This is a genomic window from Caballeronia sp. AZ7_KS35 (genome assembly GCF_023631045.1).
GTDB lineage: Bacteria > Pseudomonadota > Gammaproteobacteria > Burkholderiales > Burkholderiaceae > Caballeronia > Caballeronia zhejiangensis.
Genome location: NZ_JALQDV010000033.1, coordinates 51215 through 65234 on the forward strand (window position 1 = coordinate 51215; position 14020 = coordinate 65234).

The 14020-nt window shown below is 64.1% G+C and carries 15 protein-coding genes; 4 read left to right on the top strand and 11 right to left on the bottom strand.

Features of this window, described 5'->3' with window-relative positions:
• Nucleotides 1-184: 184 nt before the first annotated feature.
• The 8 genes from NCT05_RS21685 to phnG form a co-directional block, all read right to left on the bottom strand.
• A complete protein-coding gene (locus NCT05_RS21685) occupies nt 185-1549 on the bottom strand; it encodes an MFS transporter (RefSeq protein WP_250436130.1) in 1365 nt (454 codons plus the stop codon).
• A 275-nt stretch (nt 1550-1824) separates the two neighbouring features.
• Nucleotides 1825-2958, bottom strand: coding sequence for an alpha-D-ribose 1-methylphosphonate 5-triphosphate diphosphatase (locus NCT05_RS21690; RefSeq protein ID WP_008354389.1), 1134 nt, complete (start codon nt 2956-2958; stop codon nt 1825-1827).
• Nucleotides 2952-3719, bottom strand: a complete 768-nt coding sequence (phnL, locus tag NCT05_RS21695; RefSeq protein WP_008354388.1) for a phosphonate C-P lyase system protein PhnL — start codon at nt 3717-3719, stop codon at nt 2952-2954. The genes NCT05_RS21690 and phnL overlap by 7 nt, the downstream gene beginning before the upstream one ends.
• Before the next feature lie 10 nt (nt 3720-3729).
• Complete coding sequence (phnK, locus tag NCT05_RS21700; RefSeq protein ID WP_008354386.1) at nt 3730-4500, bottom strand: phosphonate C-P lyase system protein PhnK; 771 nt, start codon at nt 4498-4500, stop codon at nt 3730-3732.
• Nucleotides 4497-5351, bottom strand: a complete 855-nt coding sequence (locus tag NCT05_RS21705; protein WP_250503141.1) for an alpha-D-ribose 1-methylphosphonate 5-phosphate C-P-lyase PhnJ — start codon at nt 5349-5351, stop codon at nt 4497-4499. The genes phnK and NCT05_RS21705 overlap by 4 nt, the downstream gene beginning before the upstream one ends.
• Nucleotides 5348-6448: a carbon-phosphorus lyase complex subunit gene (locus NCT05_RS21710; RefSeq protein ID WP_250503142.1), complete on the bottom strand. Its 1101-nt coding sequence runs from the start codon at nt 6446-6448 to the stop codon at nt 5348-5350. The genes NCT05_RS21705 and NCT05_RS21710 overlap by 4 nt, the downstream gene beginning before the upstream one ends.
• On the bottom strand, nt 6448-7071 hold the full coding sequence (gene phnH, locus NCT05_RS21715; RefSeq protein WP_175982855.1) for a phosphonate C-P lyase system protein PhnH: 624 nt from the start codon (nt 7069-7071) through the stop codon (nt 6448-6450). Before phnH ends, NCT05_RS21710 begins: the two co-directional genes overlap by 1 nt.
• Nucleotides 7068-7550: a phosphonate C-P lyase system protein PhnG gene (gene phnG, locus NCT05_RS21720; protein WP_034473491.1), complete on the bottom strand. Its 483-nt coding sequence runs from the start codon at nt 7548-7550 to the stop codon at nt 7068-7070. Before phnG ends, phnH begins: the two co-directional genes overlap by 4 nt.
• A 163-nt stretch (nt 7551-7713) precedes the next feature.
• Here phnG and phnF point away from each other — a divergent pair, with 163 nt between their 5' ends.
• From phnF to phnN, 3 genes are read left to right on the top strand one after another with little or no spacing between them, the layout of a single operon-like run.
• Nucleotides 7714-8472 (top strand): phosphonate metabolism transcriptional regulator PhnF, encoded by a 759-nt coding sequence (phnF, locus tag NCT05_RS21725; protein ID WP_034473492.1) that lies wholly within the window; start codon nt 7714-7716, stop codon nt 8470-8472.
• Nucleotides 8469-9161, top strand: coding sequence for a DUF1045 domain-containing protein (locus tag NCT05_RS21730; protein WP_250503143.1), 693 nt, complete (start codon nt 8469-8471; stop codon nt 9159-9161). The genes phnF and NCT05_RS21730 overlap by 4 nt, the downstream gene beginning before the upstream one ends.
• Complete coding sequence (phnN, locus tag NCT05_RS21735) at nt 9158-9718, top strand: phosphonate metabolism protein/1,5-bisphosphokinase (PRPP-forming) PhnN (RefSeq protein WP_250503144.1); 561 nt, start codon at nt 9158-9160, stop codon at nt 9716-9718. Before NCT05_RS21730 ends, phnN begins: the two co-directional genes overlap by 4 nt.
• Before the next feature lie 52 nt (nt 9719-9770).
• On the opposite strand, the gene phnE is transcribed toward phnN, so the two are convergent.
• From phnE to phnC, 3 genes are all read right to left on the bottom strand, one after another.
• Nucleotides 9771-10505 carry a phosphonate ABC transporter, permease protein PhnE gene (gene phnE / locus NCT05_RS21740; protein WP_250503157.1) on the bottom strand — a complete coding sequence of 245 codons (735 nt, stop codon included), beginning with the start codon at nt 10503-10505 and terminating at the stop codon, nt 9771-9773.
• An 84-nt stretch (nt 10506-10589) separates the two neighbouring features.
• Nucleotides 10590-11552, bottom strand: a complete 963-nt coding sequence (phnD, locus tag NCT05_RS21745; protein WP_250459709.1) for a phosphonate ABC transporter substrate-binding protein — start codon at nt 11550-11552, stop codon at nt 10590-10592.
• Nucleotides 11549-12385, bottom strand: coding sequence for a phosphonate ABC transporter ATP-binding protein (gene phnC / locus NCT05_RS21750; RefSeq protein ID WP_250459707.1), 837 nt, complete (start codon nt 12383-12385; stop codon nt 11549-11551). Before phnC ends, phnD begins: the two co-directional genes overlap by 4 nt.
• Before the next feature lie 228 nt (nt 12386-12613).
• On the opposite strand from phnC, the gene NCT05_RS21755 reads away from it, so the two are divergent.
• Nucleotides 12614-14002 carry a dihydrolipoyl dehydrogenase gene (locus tag NCT05_RS21755; protein ID WP_008354374.1) on the top strand — a complete coding sequence of 463 codons (1389 nt, stop codon included), beginning with the start codon at nt 12614-12616 and terminating at the stop codon, nt 14000-14002.
• Nucleotides 14003-14020 lie beyond the last annotated feature (18 nt).

Sequence of the window (14020 nt, forward strand, 5' to 3'; positions counted from 1 at the left end):
CGCTTTGCGGCTTCCGATCGCGGGCGATTTTACGTTTGCGTGAGCGGGTGCGACGCCGCGTCGTTATCGAAAGCTGCGTGCAATTTAACGGCAAGGCGCGTCGAATCTTGAGGCGCGGAACGCGGCGCACAAAGCAAAACGCCCCGCATGACCGAAGTCATGCGGGGCGTCGGTCCATGCTGCTTCAGTGCCCGACCGGCTCTGTCGATTTCAGGTCGCTCGCCATCGCCGTTTGCGGATGCGCGGCCTGCTTGATGAGCAGCGCGACCGCCGAAACGATGCCCGCCACCGCGATCGTCGCGAAGATGCCGCCGAACGTGAAATGCAGACGCGTCAGCTCGGCGACGAGGAACGATCCCGCGATGCCGCCGAAGCGCCCGATGCCGAGCATCCACGCGACGCCCGTTCCGCGCCCTTGCGTCGGATAGAACGCCGCGGCGAGCGCGGGCATCGACGATTGCGCGGTGTTCATCAGCACGCCCGCGACAAACACGACGAGCACGAGCATGCCGACATTGCCCGCCGCCTGGCCGATCAGATACACGCTCACGGCGGTCAGCGCGTAGCACGCCGCGATGATGCGGTTAGCGTTGAACTTGTCCATCAGCACGCCGCACAGCACCGCGCCGACGCCGCCGAGCGGGAACAATGCGGAAATGAGCGTCGCCTTTTGCGGCGGCAGGCCCGATTCCTTCAGCAGAATCGGCATCCAGTTGATCGACGCGTAGAAGATCACGAGGCCCATGAAATACGTGAGCCACAGCATGATCGAGCCGACGAGATACGAGCGCGACAGCACCACGCTGATGCCGCTCTGTCCCGTCGCGGCGGGCGCGGCCTCGGTCATGAAGAACGAGCCGGCGTTCATCGCGTCGGACGAAATGCGGGCGAGCGTCGCGCGAATCTTCTCGACGGGCTTCGACTTCGCCACCATGTAGCGCACCGATTCCGGCAACGTGACGATCAACAGCACCGACAGCACGAGCGGCGCGATGCCGCCGAGCATCAGCACGCTGCGCCAGCCGAACTGCGGAATCATCCACGCGGCGAGAAAGCCGCCGAACGCCGCGCCGAGCGGAAAGCCGCAGAACATCAGATTGATGAGCGTCGCGCGGCGGCTGTCCGGACAGAACTCGCTCATCATCGTGACGGCGTTCGGCATCGCGGCGCCCAGCCCCAGGCCGGTGATGAAGCGCAGCGTCGTCAATTGCGTGAGGTCGGCCGAGAACGCCGACGCGAGACACGCGACGCCGAAGATCAGCACCGACGAAAGCAACATCGCGCGGCGGCCGAGCTTGTCGGACAGCGGCCCGGACAACAGCGCGCCCGCGGCGAGGCCGAACAGCGCGGCGCTCAAGACGGGCGCGAGCGCCGGACGGCTGATATGCCATTCGGCGACGAGCGACGGCGCGATAAAGCCGATCGCGGCGGTATCGAAACCGTCCAGCAGCACGATCACGAAGCACATCACGAAGATGAGCCACTGAAACGGCGAGAACGGATGCTCGTTGATGAACGTCTGTACGTTCACGGCAGGACTTCTACTCACTTCATTCCCTTTTCGGTGATGGGCGCGCGCCTCGCAAGGCCGCGTCCCGGAACTGAAACCGCTTCCCGCCGCCGTTCTTGTTGTTGTCGTGCGAGCAGCGAACCCCGGTCAAACCGCATGGAAATCGGAGAAAAGTTCGTTAGACGAACACCGATTCACATAGCGAACTCGCGAGTGAGGGTACTGAAGAAGTTTGCGCTTCGTCAACGCGGGCTTTCCCGCGTATGACGAAGCGCTGACGTGTGGCTGTCAAAAGGCAGCGAATCTGCGGACAGTCAGGAGACGCGCCGCCCCGCGCGATACGTTTCGCGCGGCACCTGCAGGCCGTCCACCGAGGCGACGCGCACGAAGTCCGCGCGCAGGCCCGTCGCGATCGCGCCGCGGTCCGCGAGACCCGCCGCGTGCGCGGGCGCCCACGAAACGGTCGCGACGGCGCGCGGCAGCGACCAGCCCGCCTTGGCGACGAGATCGAACACCGCGATCAGCAGACTCGACGGCACGTAATCCGACGACAGGATATCGAGCAGCCCTTCGTGCGCCAGTTCAAGCGCCGACACGTTGCCCGAATGCGAGCCGCCGCGCACGACGTTCGGCGCGCCCATGATCGTCGCGATGCCGTGTTCGCGCGCGGCGCGCGCGGCTTCGAGCGTCGTCGGGAATTCGGCGAGCGCGATGCCGTCGCGCGCCGCTTCCTCGACATGCTCGACGAGCGTGTCGTCGTGGCTCGCAAGCGAGATGTTCAGGCTCTTGCAGCGCGCGACGATTTCCGCGCGATGCTTCGCCGCGTAACGCGCCTGATGATCCGCGAGTTCGGCGAGGATTTTCTTCGCGTGCTCGTCGCTCCATTTGCCATGACGTTCCTGATACTTGCGCCACTTCTCGTGATCCTGCCACTGACGCTGGCCGGGCGTGTGATCCATCACGGATGCAAGCCGGAAAAGCGGATCGGACGAAAGCAGGTCGAACACTTCGACGACATCCGTCGTGCCGACTTCGCATCGCAGATGCAGGAAGTGATCGGCGCGCAAGAGATCGCGCGCGACGAACTTGCCGATCGACTTCGCGCATTGCACCTGAAGCTCGCGGCCGCGCACGCCGTCTTCGGGACGCGAACCGACGCCGAGCGCATCGAACACGGTCGTGATGCCCGCCGACGCCACTTGCGCGTCATGCACGATGATCGCCGCTTCGTGATTCCACAGCACGCCGGGGCGCGGCGCGAGATGCTTCTCGATGTTGTCCGTATGCAGCTCGACGAAGCCGGGCAACAGATAATCCCCGTCCCAGTCGTGCGCCTCGCGCGCCGCCGTATTGCCCGGCGCAATGTCGGCGATGCATCCGTCCTCGACGCGCAAGGTGCCCACGAAATCCTCGTCGCGCGTCACGATGCGCGCATTTGTTATCAGCATGTCTGCAACACTCCGGAATCGGTTTGATGAGCGATGGCCGCGCTCGACGCGAGCCGCACGATGCGGGTCGCGACGCGCTCGCGCGTGTCTTCGTCGTGAAAGATGCCGACGATCGCCGCGCCCTGCTCGCGCGCCTCGACGATCAGATTGGCGACCACGTCGCGGTTTTCGGCATCGAGCGACGCAGTGGGTTCATCGAGCAACAGCAGCGGATGCGCCGCGATCAGTCCGCGCGCGATGTTCACGCGCTGCTGCTCGCCGCCCGAGAACGTCGCGGGCGCGAGCGTCCACAAACGGCGCGGCACGTTGAGGCGTTCGAGCAACGCGCTCGCACGCTTACGTGCTTCGTCTTCATCGACGCCGCGCGACACGAGCGGCTCCGCGACGAGATCGAGCGACGACACACGCGGAATCGCGCGCAGGAACTGGCTCACGTAACCCATCGTCGTGTTGCGCAGCCGGATGATCTCGTGCGGCGCGGCGTCGGTCAGCATCGTATGACGCGAGGGCTTGCTGTCGTCGCGAATCGCGATCGTGCCGCGCGTCGCGAGATAGTTGCCGTACATGCAGCGCAGGAACGTGCTCTTGCCCGCGCCCGACGCGCCCGCGAGCACGACGCATTCGCCGCGTTCCACATCGAGCGATACGCCCGACAGCGCGGCGATACGCGCGCCGCCCTGCTGATGCAGTGTGAAAGTCTTTTCGATGCCGATTGCGCGCAGCATCAGCTTGTCGTTGGTGATGAAGGAATCGTGTGTCATCGGTCGAACCTCAAACAGGCAGCACGGACGCGACGAGCGTCTGCGTATAAGGATGTTGCGGATCGTCGAGCACCTGGTCCGTCAGCCCGCTTTCGACGACGCGCCCGTCCTTCATCACCATCAGCCGATGCGCGAGCAGACGCGCAACGCCGATATCGTGCGTGACGATCACGGCCGCGAGATGCAGCTTGCTCGTGAGCGTGCGCAGCAAGTCGAGCAGACGCGCCTGCACCGATACGTCGAGGCCGGCGGTGGGTTCGTCCATGAACACGAGGCGCGGTCCCGTCACCAGATTACGCGCGATCTGCAGACGTTGTTGCATGCCGCCCGAAAATGCCGAAGGCAATTCGTCGATGCGCGCGGCATCGAGTTCGACGCGGCTCATCCAGTCGGCGGCCGTCTCGCGCAGACGGCCATAGTGACGCGCGCCGATCGCCATCAGCGGCTCGCCGATGTTCGCGCCCGCCGATACGTTGCGACGCAATCCGTCGCGCGCGTTCTGATGCACGAAGCCCCATTCGGTGCGCGACAAAAGACGCTTGCGCGGCTCGGCGAGCGTCAGCAGGTCGAGCGCTTCGCCTTCGCGCGTCGTGTAGGTGAGCGCACCGCCGTCGATGTCGCTGCGCAACGCGAGCGCATTCAGCAACGTCGATTTGCCCGATCCCGATTCGCCGACGATGCACAGCACTTCGCCCGGATGAACATCGAGATCGACATCGACGCACCCGCCGCGTCCTTCATAACGCTTCGTGAGGCGCGTCGCTTTCAGGAGTGCGTTCATCGCGTCACCTCTTCGTCGTCGCGACGGCTATGGCAGTAATCGCTGTCGGAGCAGACGAACATGCGCGTGCCCTGATCGTCGACGATCATCTCGTCGAGAAAGCTATCGTGCGAGCCGCACAGCGCGCACGCGTGCTCCCACTTCTGCACGCTGAAGGGATGATCCTCGAAATCGAGGCTCTTCACTTTCGTATATGGCGGAATGGCATAGATGCGCCGCTCGCGGCCCGCGCCGAAAAGCTGCAATGCGGGATTCATGTGCATCTTCGGATTGTCGAACTTCGGGATCGGCGAAGGCGACGTCAGATAGCGGCCGTTCACGAGCACCGGGTAATCGTAGGTCGTCGCGATGCTGCCGTGCTGCACGATATCCTCATAGTATTTGACGTTGATGAGGCCATAGTCCGCGAGCGCGTGCAGCTTCTTGCACTCGGTCACGCGCGGTTCGAGGCGGAACAGCGGCTCGGGCATCGGCACCTGATACACGATGATCTGCTTGTCCGTGAGCGGCGTCTCGGGAATGCGGTGACGCGTCTGCACGATGCTCGCATCGGCGGTGCGCGTGGTGGTCGCGACGCCCGCCGTGCGCGCGAAGAAGCGGCGAATGTTCACCGCGTTCGTCGTTTCGTCGGAGCCTTGATCGATGACCTTCAGCGTATCGCTTGCACCGATGATCGCGGACGTGACCTGCAGGCCGCCCGTGCCCCATCCATACGGCAGCGGCATTTCGCGCGATGCGAACGGCACCTGATAACCCGGCACCGCGACCGCCTTGAGCAACGCGCGGCGAATCATGCGCTTGGTCTGCTCGTCGAGGTACGCGAAGTTATGCCCTTCGGTGAGTGCGTTCATGCCGCATTCTCCTTGTTGTCGTCCGAACCGTGCGCGGCGCGCAAACGGCGCAGCAGTTCCAGCTCGGATTGAAAATCGACGTAGTGCGGCAACTTCAGATGCTGCACGAAACCGGCTGCTTCCACGTTATCGCTGTGATACAGCACGAACTCGGGATCCTGCGTCGGTGAACCGACGGATTCGCCGAGTTCTTCGGCACGCAACGCGCGATCCACGAGCGCCATCGCCATCGCCTTGCGCTCGGAGTGGCCAAACGCGAGACCATAGCCTTGCGTGAACGTCGGCGGCACATCGCCGCTGCCCGCGAACTGATTGATCATCTGACATTCGGTGATGTCGATATCGCCGATCTCGACCGCAAAGCCCAGTTCATCGACCATCATTTCCACCGCGACTTCGCCATGACGGATCTCGCCCGCAAACGGATGGCTGTGCGCGTAGCCGCGCTGCGTCGCATAGCCGACCGCGAGCAGAAAGCCTTCGTCGCCGCGTGCGAGGTTTTGCAGGCGCGTCGAGCGATCGGCGGGAAACGACAGCGGTTCGCGCGAAAGATCGCCCGGCTCGGGCGCGTTCTCGTGCGCGCGTTCCTGCTCGATCAGGCCTTCCTTGTCCAGCATCGACAACACGCGCGGCATCGCGCTCGCGTCCGTCTCTTTCGCCGAGATAGTTGCATTCGCAACTTGTTGGCCTTCGGCGAGCAAAGTGAAATCGAGCAGGCGTTGCGTGTAGTCGTACGTGCCGCCCAGCATCTGTCCGCCGGGAATGTCCTTGAAGGCCGCCGAGATGCGGCGCTCGACACACATCGCTTCAGTATCGATCGGCAGCGTGTAGCCGAAACGCGGCAATGTCGTGCGATACGCACGCAGCAAAAAGATCGCTTCGACGAGATCGCCGGCTGCCTGCTTGATCGCGAGCGCGGCCAGGTCTTCATCGTAGACGGAGCCTTCCGTCATCACGCGCGCGACGGCAAGACGCATCTGCTCGCGAATCTGCGCGACGGACAACTCGGGGACGGAAACATCGCCGCGACGCTTCTTCGCGAGCACGTCCCACGAACGTTCGATGGCGCGTTCGCCACCTTTGACCGCGACGTACATCAGTTCACCTCCACTTGCGTCGTGCGCGGCAGGCCGACGAGCGCGCCGCCCGCGACGAAGTAGCAATCGATGCCGCAAGGAAAGAGCGCCGTGAGCGCCGCGCGCTGACGCCAGAACTCGCGTGACAGGCCCGCAATGGCGACGCTGCGCGATTGCGCGATGCCCGGACCGCTCCACACGAGCGGCTCGCCTTCGGTCAGCGACGGCACATGGATAAAGAGCGTCGCGGCATGCTCGGGAGATTCGGGTTCGCCGTGCGAGAAAGCATCGAGCGAAGGCATGTCGCGCGCATCGTCGATATAGACGAATGCGGCCTCGCGGCGATCGCGCGTCAAGCGCGCGCTCGCGTGAAAGCGCAGCGCATCGCCAAGCACGTTGTCTTCGCGCTCGATGAAAACCGGCGTCGAATAATCCGTCAGCGCGAGCAGCGACGCGAACGCCGCGAGCGGCACGCGCCCGGCGAGGCCGTCGCGCATCGCATGGTTGTCCGGCAGCGCGGCATCGATCGCAACGATGCTGCCGGGCCGCGACAGCGCATCGAGCAATGCGCGGAACACGCGTTGCGCGTCGTGCACCGTGTCGTTGAAGCCGGGCACGAGCGTGGTCATGTCGATTCGCATCATTCGCCTCTCACCATCGTGAAGAATTCGACCTTCGTCGCGGCCGCTTCGGCTTCTTTGCGGCGTCGTTCATCTGCGATGCGCGCAGCCAGCGGCTCGATGAGTTGCGTCTGCAACTTGTCGGCGAAGCGCGGCATCTGCAGGAGGGCGTCCGCGAGCGCGGCGAGCGTCGCGCGTTCCTTGTCGCGCCCCATGTGCACGGCGACACCGACCGGCGCGCTGCCGTCATCGGCGATGAGACGAAGCGTGGCGCGCGTGACGGTCGTTTCGCCGAGGTTAAACGCATCGCCCGTGCCGCCGATGCGCCCGCGCACCATCGCAAGCCCGATATCCGGCGCGCGCAGCCACTCGTAGTCGGGCACCCGCGCGCCTTCGAGCGCCGCTTCGAGCGCATGTTGCAGCGCCTCGCGCGGCGTGCGGGCAAGCACCGCCATCCATTCGCGGCGGCCTCGCGTTGCGCGCGGCTCCATTGAAGTACTCATCGCATTCCCTTTGTCTGGAAGGATCGGATCATCGTCATGCTACTCGTTGTCTAGTCTAGTCGTCTAGACGTTTGGTCGTGTAGTGAGGCTTTCACATTTCCATCACGAGTTGCGCACTACAATCCGGGAGAACGATATTCAAACCGACAGGAATGACAGCGCAATGACATCCAACGAAAATGCGGCGCCTGGCGTTGCCGTGGAGCGCGGCGCGGGGGTCGCGGTCTGGCGGCAGATCGAGCAGATACTCGCCGCCGAGATTGCCGCGAAGAGCTTCGGCGACGAAGGACGCCTGCCGAGCGAGGCGGAACTCGCCAAGCGTTTCGACGTGAACCGTCATACGGTTCGCCGCGCGATGCTGCGGCTTGCCGCAACGGGTCTCGTGAGCGTCGAGCAGGGGCGCGGCACGTTCGTGCAGCCGGGCGCGATCGATTATCAGATCGGCCGGCGCACGCGCTTCACCGAGAATCTGCGCCGCCAGAAGCACACGTCGGCTGGCGTCGTGCTGAGTTCGGAGCGCGTGAAGGCCGATCCGACCGTATCGAAGGCGCTCGGCGTGCGCGCCGGCACGCTCGTCTATCAGATCGAAACGCGCCACGACTCCGACGGCATTCCGATGACGTATGCGCGCAACTGGTACCCAGCCGCGCGCTTCAACGATCTGCCCGCGGTCATCGAAGCGGCGGGCGGTGTCAGTGCCGCGCTGGAGACGTTCGGCGTAAAGGATTACATGCGCAAATGGAGCCGCATCGGCAGCGTGCTGCCTTCGTCGGACGTGGCGCGGCGCTTGCAGATCAATCGTCAGCAGCCGGTGTTGTGGGTCGAAAACGTCGATGTCGACGAGGACGGCGTGCCGATCAAATACGGCATCACGCATTTCGCGGCGGATCGCGTGCAATTGATGGTCGAGCACGATCGATGAGCGCCGCCGTTCATCCGCGCGTGGCGCTCTACTACGCGCCGCCTGCCGCTTCCGCATGGTGGCGCGAAGGTTGCGAATGGCTCGGCCGCGATCCCGAGAGCGGCCGCGAAACCGCGACGCCCGCGCATGCCGTGACGCACGCCCCGCGCCGTTACGGCTGGCACGCGACGCTCGTCGCGCCGTTTCATATGGCCCCGGGTGTCGAGCTCGCGGACGTGCTGGCATGTGCGCGTGCGTGGGCCAGTTCGACGCCGCGCTTCGAGATGCCGGTATGCCCCACGGAAATGGGCCGTTTCGTCGCGCTACAGCCCGCCGCGCCCGCCGACGACGCAACCCTTCGAGCATTGGCCGCGAGCGCACTGAAGGCGCTCTCCGCGTTGCGTACGATGCCATCGCGGGAAAGCATCGAGCGGCGCATCCTCGATGGCATGAGCGCACGGCAGATCGAATTGCTGCGCGAATGGGGTTATCCGTATGTCCTCGACGAATATCGCTTCCATATGACCCTTTCCGATTCCCTCGATGATGCGAACGCGCGCGCGTCGATCATGTCGGAATGGAAGGCGCGCATCGATACGCTCGGCCCGCTGCCGGTGCACGGCGCGGCGCTTTTCATCGAGCCGCAGCCGGGCGCGCCGTTCGCGCTATGGCAGCGCCTGCCGTTCAACAACGCACGGGAAGTGGCATGACCGAAGTGGATAGCACGAAACTGGTCTACGTGATGGGACCGTCAGGCGCGGGCAAGGACTCGCTGCTCGGCTTCGCGCGCGAACGCATCGGCGCACAGGTGCTGTTCGCACATCGCTACATCACGCGCGCGGTCGCGGACGGCGAGAACCATATCGCCCTTTCGCATGACGAATTCGCTTCGAGACTGTCATACGGCCTCTTCGCGATGCATTGGGAAAGCCTCGGGCTGCGGTATGGCATCGGCATCGAGCTGGATGCGTGGCTCGCGCGCGGCAGGCCAGTCGTCGTGAACGGCTCGCGCCAGCATGCGGAACTCGCGCTCGAACGTTATCCGCATGCGCGCTTCGTGCATATCGATGCAGCGCCGTCCGTGCTTGCCGCGCGCCTCGCGCGTCGTGGACGCGAAGACGCCCGGCAGATCGAAGCGCGTCTCGCGCGCCGTCCGGCCTTCGAACTGCCGTCGCACGCGCATGTCGTGAAGATCGACAACTCGGGCATGCTCGCAGACGCCGGCACGCAATTGCTCGCGCTGCTCGCGCGTACGAACCACGCCTGAAAACGACGCGAGCGCCTGATGAGGCGCTCGGCATCGATAGTTGCAAGCGCAATCAAATCACGCGTTCGCGCACCCACCCCGAAGCGAGATCGATCATCGACACGATCGCGATGACGATCAGCATCACCGCCGACGTCTGCGCATAGTTGAACGAGCGGATCGCTTCATACAGCACGACGCCGATACCGCCCGCGCCGACCATGCCGACGACCATCGCGGAGCGCACGTTCGACTCGAAGCGATACAGCGCGAACGAAATCCACAGCGGCAACACTTGCGGCAGCACGCCGTAGACGATTTCATCGAGACTGCTCGCGCCGGTCGCGCGCACGCCTTCGGCGGGCCGCGCATCGACGGCTTCGACCGCTTCGGCGAAGAGCTTCGCGAGCACGCCTGTTGTATGAACCCACAACGCGAGCACGCCGGCGAAAGGCCCGAGTCCGACCGCGACGATGAACAACATCGCGAAGACCATTTCGTTGATCGCGCGGCACGCGTCCATCAGGCGGCGCACGGGTTGCGAGATCCATACGGGCGCGATGTTCAGCGCCGATAGCAGCCCGCATGGCACGGCGCAGACGAGCGCGAGCGCCGTGCCCCACACGGCGACCGCGAGCGTCACGATCATTTCATGCACGTACGTGCGCCATTCCGTGAAGTCGGGCGGAAAGAAGTCGCGCGCGAACTGGCTCATGTTGCCCGATGCGCCGAGCAGATCGAGCGGGCGCATGTCCGCGCTCTGCCATGACAGACCCAGCACGGCGATCAGAACGATCCAGCCGAACATCGATGTCCAGCTGCGCTTCGGTGCACTCGTCCGCACGGGCCGCACGATGCCGGCCTCGAACGTCGTTACGTCGAGCGGCTTCATTTACTTCGCCGCCGTCGTGTCGAGCGCGGCGATCTTCTGATCGAGCGCGGCAATCTGCGCCTTCTTGTCGGCGTCGTCGAGATGCGCGTCGTTCTGCACCTGCTGCTTCTTCTGGAAGAGCGCCATCTGACGAATCGGCACGAGTTGCGCATTCGACGAATCGGCGAAGCCCGAATAGCCCGAGATCGCAGTCATCACCGCTTGTTCGCGCGGGTCCTTTTCCGCGTAGTGATCGAAGAAGTTGCGCAGCTTGTCCTTCGTCGCTTGCGGCAGATCGCGACGCCATACGAGCGGGTCCGATGGAATAAGCGGCGACTTCCACAACACGCGCACCTTCGGATACAGCTCGGGATGTTGCGTCTTGATGGTGTCGAGCATGTCGGTGTTGTTGGTCGCGACATCGATCTTGTCGTTGACGACCGCGAGCATGTTCGCCTCATGGCTCGACGGCAGCACGCTCTTGAACGACGACTTCGGGTTGATGCCGTTCTTCGCGAAGAGGTAATACGACGGCACGAGCGTGCCCGACGTCGAGTTCGGATCGCCGAAACCGAGATTGATTTCCTTCGTGTTCTTCAGCACCTGATCGAGCGATTTCCACTTGCTGTTCGCGTTCGTGATGAGCAGCGAGTAATAGCCCGCTTCGCCGTTCTTGTACTTCACCTTCGCGAAGACTTCGCCGTTCGAGCGATCGACCGCTTCGATCGCCGATGCATTGCCGAAGAAGCCGATCTGCACCTTGTTGAAGCGCATCGCTTCGATGATGCCCGCGTAGTCGGTCGCGAAGTAGGCCTTCACGTCGAGACCCGTCTGCTTGTTCAGATCGTCGATGAGCGGTTGCCAGCGTTGCTTGAGCGCGGCCGACGAATCCGTCGAGATGATGCCGAAGTTGATCGTCTCGGCAAGAACGGATTGCGTCAGCAGGCAAGACGCGAGCGCGGCGCCGGCCAGAAATTTTTTCATGATGCGATCCAGGAGTTGACGTTGAGTTGAAGTTCCGCGGCGTGCGTCCGCGCTACGTGATGCGCAAGCAGTTCGCTGGCGGACGATCCGTAGAGCTTGTGCAGCACCTCGGGCGTGAGACGCTCGCTCGCGCCATCGAAGACGACGCGGCCATCGCGCAACGCGATCGTGCGCGGGCAGTACTTCATCGCGACATCGATCTGATGCAGCGACACGACGACCGTCAGCTTGCGCTCGCGATTGAGCGTCTGCATGAGTTCCATGACGCGTCGCGCCGATTCGGGATCGAGCGATGCGATCGGTTCATCCGCGAGCACGATGCGCGCACGCTGCACGAGCGCGCGTGCCAGTGCCGCGCGCTGCTGCTGACCGCCCGACAGATTGCTCGCGCGTTCGAACGCGTGTTCGCCGATGCCCATCGCGGTGAGCGAATCCATCGCGAGCGAGCGTTCGTCGCGCGGAAAGCGCCCGGACATACGACGCCACAACGACACGCGCGACAACGCGCCGATCAGCACGTTCGTCAGCACTGAAAGACGTCCGACGAGATTGAACTGCTGAAACACGAAGGCGACGTCGCGGCGTATCGAGCGCACTTCACGCACGATCCTGCCGTTCTGCTGGATCGGGCGGCCGAGCAACGTGACGTGCGACGGCGCGGGGTCGGATGCCGTGAAGCCTGCGATGTGCCGCAGAAGCGTCGACTTGCCCGATCCGGAAGCGCCGATGAGCGCGACCATCTCGCCCTCTTCCACGCGCAGATCGACGGAGTCGAGCGCCTTGCGGCCATTCCGGAACGTCTTGGTGAGACGCTCGATGCGAATTGCGTCCATAGCTTCCCTCGATGGGCGCGCTCACATGGCGCGCTGAAACGTTCGGGAGATTCTAGGAAGCGAACATGACGAGATAGTGACGCGCATGAGACGTCTAGATGAATACATCACTTCGATGCGTCGCGAGTTGAGACGATCGAGCAGAAAAGCGATACGAACAAGCATTCACGTTTTGCGTGCCGCGCTTCATGATGATCCGCAACTGCATCAATCACTCGGAACTTCATCATGAACACGATCCATACGGATGTCGCCATCATCGGCGCGGGCAGCGCGGGACTTTCGGCGTATCGCGCGGCGAAGGCTGCGGGCGCTTCGGCGATTCTCATCGAAGGCGGCGCGCACGGCACGACGTGTGCGCGCGTCGGCTGTATGCCGTCGAAGCTTCTCATCGCAGCGGCCGATGCCGCGCATCACGCGGCGCACGCGGCGGCGTTCGGCGTGCATATCGATGGCGCGCTGCGCATCGACGGGCGCGAAGTGATGGCGCGCGTGAAGCGCGAGCGCGATCGTTTCGTCAGCTTCGTCGTCGCGGGCGTCGATGCGATGCCCGATGCGGACAAGCTCACCGGCTACGCGCGCTTCATCGACGATAACCTGCTGCAAGTGGGCGACGATACGAAGGTGCAGGCGAAGAGCATCGTCATCGCGACGGGGTCGAGTCCCGTTATGCCGTCGATGTATCGCGCGCTCGGCGATCGCGCCATCATCAACGACGATGTGTTCGCGTGGGACGATTTGCCGAAGCGCGTTGCGGTGATCGGCGCGGGCGTCATCGGCCTCGAACTCGGTCAGGCGCTGGCGCGGCTCGGCGTGCGTGTGTCGCTGCTGGGCGCGCGCGGGCGCGTCGGGCCTTTCACCGATCCCGATGTGCGTGCGTATGCCGGGCGTGTGTTCAGCGAAGCGTTTCGTTTCGAGCCGTTTGCGCAAGTGCAGGCCGCCGTGCGCGAAGGAGATGAAGTGCGTTTGCGCTATGTGTCAGATGCGGGCGAGTCGATCGAGGAAACCTTTGATTACGTGCTCGTCGCTGCCGGGCGCAAGCCGAATGTCGGCGGGCTGGCTTTGAGCAATACATCGCTTGCACTCGATGACGTTGGCTTGCCGGTCTACGATCCGCTCACGCTGCAGGCGGGCGCTCATCCGGTCTTCATCGCCGGCGATGCGAACGGCGTGCTGCCCTTGCTTCACGAAGCCGCCGACGAAGGCCGCGCGGCGGGCACGAATGCCGCGCGTTATCCGCATGTCGAAGCGGTCGAGCGTCGCGCGCCGATTGCAATTGCGTTCACCGATCCGGGCATTGCGATGGTCGGCTCGCGTCATGTCGACCTTAAGCCCGAGTCGTTCGTGACGGGCGAAGTGAGTTTCGAGGATCAAGGCCGCAGCCGCGTGATGCTCAGAAATCGCGGGTTGATGCATGTGTATGTCGATCGCGCGAGCCGCCGCTTCGTCGGGGCGGAATGGATTGGGCCGGATGCGGAACACATCGCGCATTTGCTGGCGTGGGCGTTGCAGATGAAGCTCACGGTCGATGAGATGCTGCGGATGCCGTTTTATCACCCGGTGGTCGAGGAAGGGTTGAGGACGGCGTTGAGGGATGCGGTTGTCAGGCTCGGGTGAGCGGGTCGCGGCGAGGCA

Excerpts from the sequence above, each read along its gene's own strand:
- phnD (WP_250459709.1), bottom strand. The coding sequence starts at position 11,552 with ATGAAAAAATTTCTGGCCGGCGCCGCGCTCGCGTCTTGCCTGCTGACG.
- phnN (WP_250503144.1), top strand. The coding sequence starts at position 9,158 with ATGACCGAAGTGGATAGCACGAAACTGGTCTACGTGATGGGACCGTCA.
- NCT05_RS21710 (WP_250503142.1), bottom strand. The coding sequence starts at position 6,448 with ATGTACGTCGCGGTCAAAGGTGGCGAACGCGCCATCGAACGTTCGTGG.
- NCT05_RS21730 (WP_250503143.1), top strand. The coding sequence starts at position 8,469 with ATGAGCGCCGCCGTTCATCCGCGCGTGGCGCTCTACTACGCGCCGCCT.
- NCT05_RS21690 (WP_008354389.1), bottom strand. The coding sequence starts at position 2,958 with ATGCTGATAACAAATGCGCGCATCGTGACGCGCGACGAGGATTTCGTG.
- NCT05_RS21705 (WP_250503141.1), bottom strand. The coding sequence starts at position 5,351 with ATGAACGCACTCACCGAAGGGCATAACTTCGCGTACCTCGACGAGCAG.
- phnF (WP_034473492.1), top strand. The coding sequence starts at position 7,714 with ATGACATCCAACGAAAATGCGGCGCCTGGCGTTGCCGTGGAGCGCGGC.
- phnK (WP_008354386.1), bottom strand. The coding sequence starts at position 4,500 with ATGAACGCACTCCTGAAAGCGACGCGCCTCACGAAGCGTTATGAAGGA.
- phnE (WP_250503157.1), bottom strand. The coding sequence starts at position 10,505 with ATGTTCGGCTGGATCGTTCTGATCGCCGTGCTGGGTCTGTCATGGCAG.
- phnG (WP_034473491.1), bottom strand. The coding sequence starts at position 7,550 with ATGAGTACTTCAATGGAGCCGCGCGCAACGCGAGGCCGCCGCGAATGG.
- phnC (WP_250459707.1), bottom strand. The coding sequence starts at position 12,385 with ATGGACGCAATTCGCATCGAGCGTCTCACCAAGACGTTCCGGAATGGC.
- NCT05_RS21755 (WP_008354374.1), top strand. The coding sequence starts at position 12,614 with ATGAACACGATCCATACGGATGTCGCCATCATCGGCGCGGGCAGCGCG.
- phnL (WP_008354388.1), bottom strand. The coding sequence starts at position 3,719 with ATGACACACGATTCCTTCATCACCAACGACAAGCTGATGCTGCGCGCA.
- phnH (WP_175982855.1), bottom strand. The coding sequence starts at position 7,071 with ATGATGCGAATCGACATGACCACGCTCGTGCCCGGCTTCAACGACACG.